Source organism: Croceibacterium segetis (genome assembly GCF_011320115.1).
GTDB lineage: Bacteria > Pseudomonadota > Alphaproteobacteria > Sphingomonadales > Sphingomonadaceae > Croceibacterium_B > Croceibacterium_B segetis.
Genome location: NZ_JAANOZ010000039.1, coordinates 1 through 571, shown reverse-complemented (window position 1 = coordinate 571; position 571 = coordinate 1). Strand labels below are relative to the sequence as shown.

The 571-nt window shown below is 54.6% G+C and carries 1 protein-coding gene; it reads right to left on the bottom strand.

The window, feature by feature from the left end; genetic code table 11:
* Window positions 1-64: 64 nt before the first annotated feature.
* Window positions 65-571, bottom strand: a 507-nt coding sequence (locus G7B69_RS16650) for a hypothetical protein (protein WP_207786064.1), incomplete at its 5' end; no start/stop codon positions are given.

The window sequence follows — 571 nt, the reverse complement described above, 5'->3', positions numbered from 1 at the left end:
TGGGTCGTGTGCAGACGGGCCGCTTTGAAGGTCCGCTTTTCCCGGCGGGATGACCGCAGTGGGGTTAGCTGCCATTCGTGGGCACAACATAATGTTCAGCGTCACGAGGGTTGCGAGGTTTGGAGATGGGAGCCATCTCCAGCACACGCGTAACGAAAAATCGGGTCTCGTTCGACCCATCCGAAAACTTCCAAATAGAGAGGGACGCATCCACGAGACGGATCAAGTTCTTTCTATCAGTGAGAGTTTTCCTCGGCGCATTTTGGATGATGTGGTTCGCGGTCTCATCAGAAAAGAACGCGTTTAGCGGAAAGTCGCAACCCTGGTGGAATATCATGACTCCGCCGTCAGATATTTCGACACCCGTGAGAAACGTCTCAGGCACATACAATGTGGCCTTCAGGTTACCGGCCCCTGTCTCTTGTCCAACCGCTTCGACTGTGCATTTTTCCCGTCCGCTAATCTCGGGAGCGGCGCATCCCGATGTAAAGGCCAGCAGAGCAATGCAGAAGGCAAAGGAGAACTTCACGTCCGCATTGTGACCTCTCCCGGGAATGCCTGCAATGGGTCG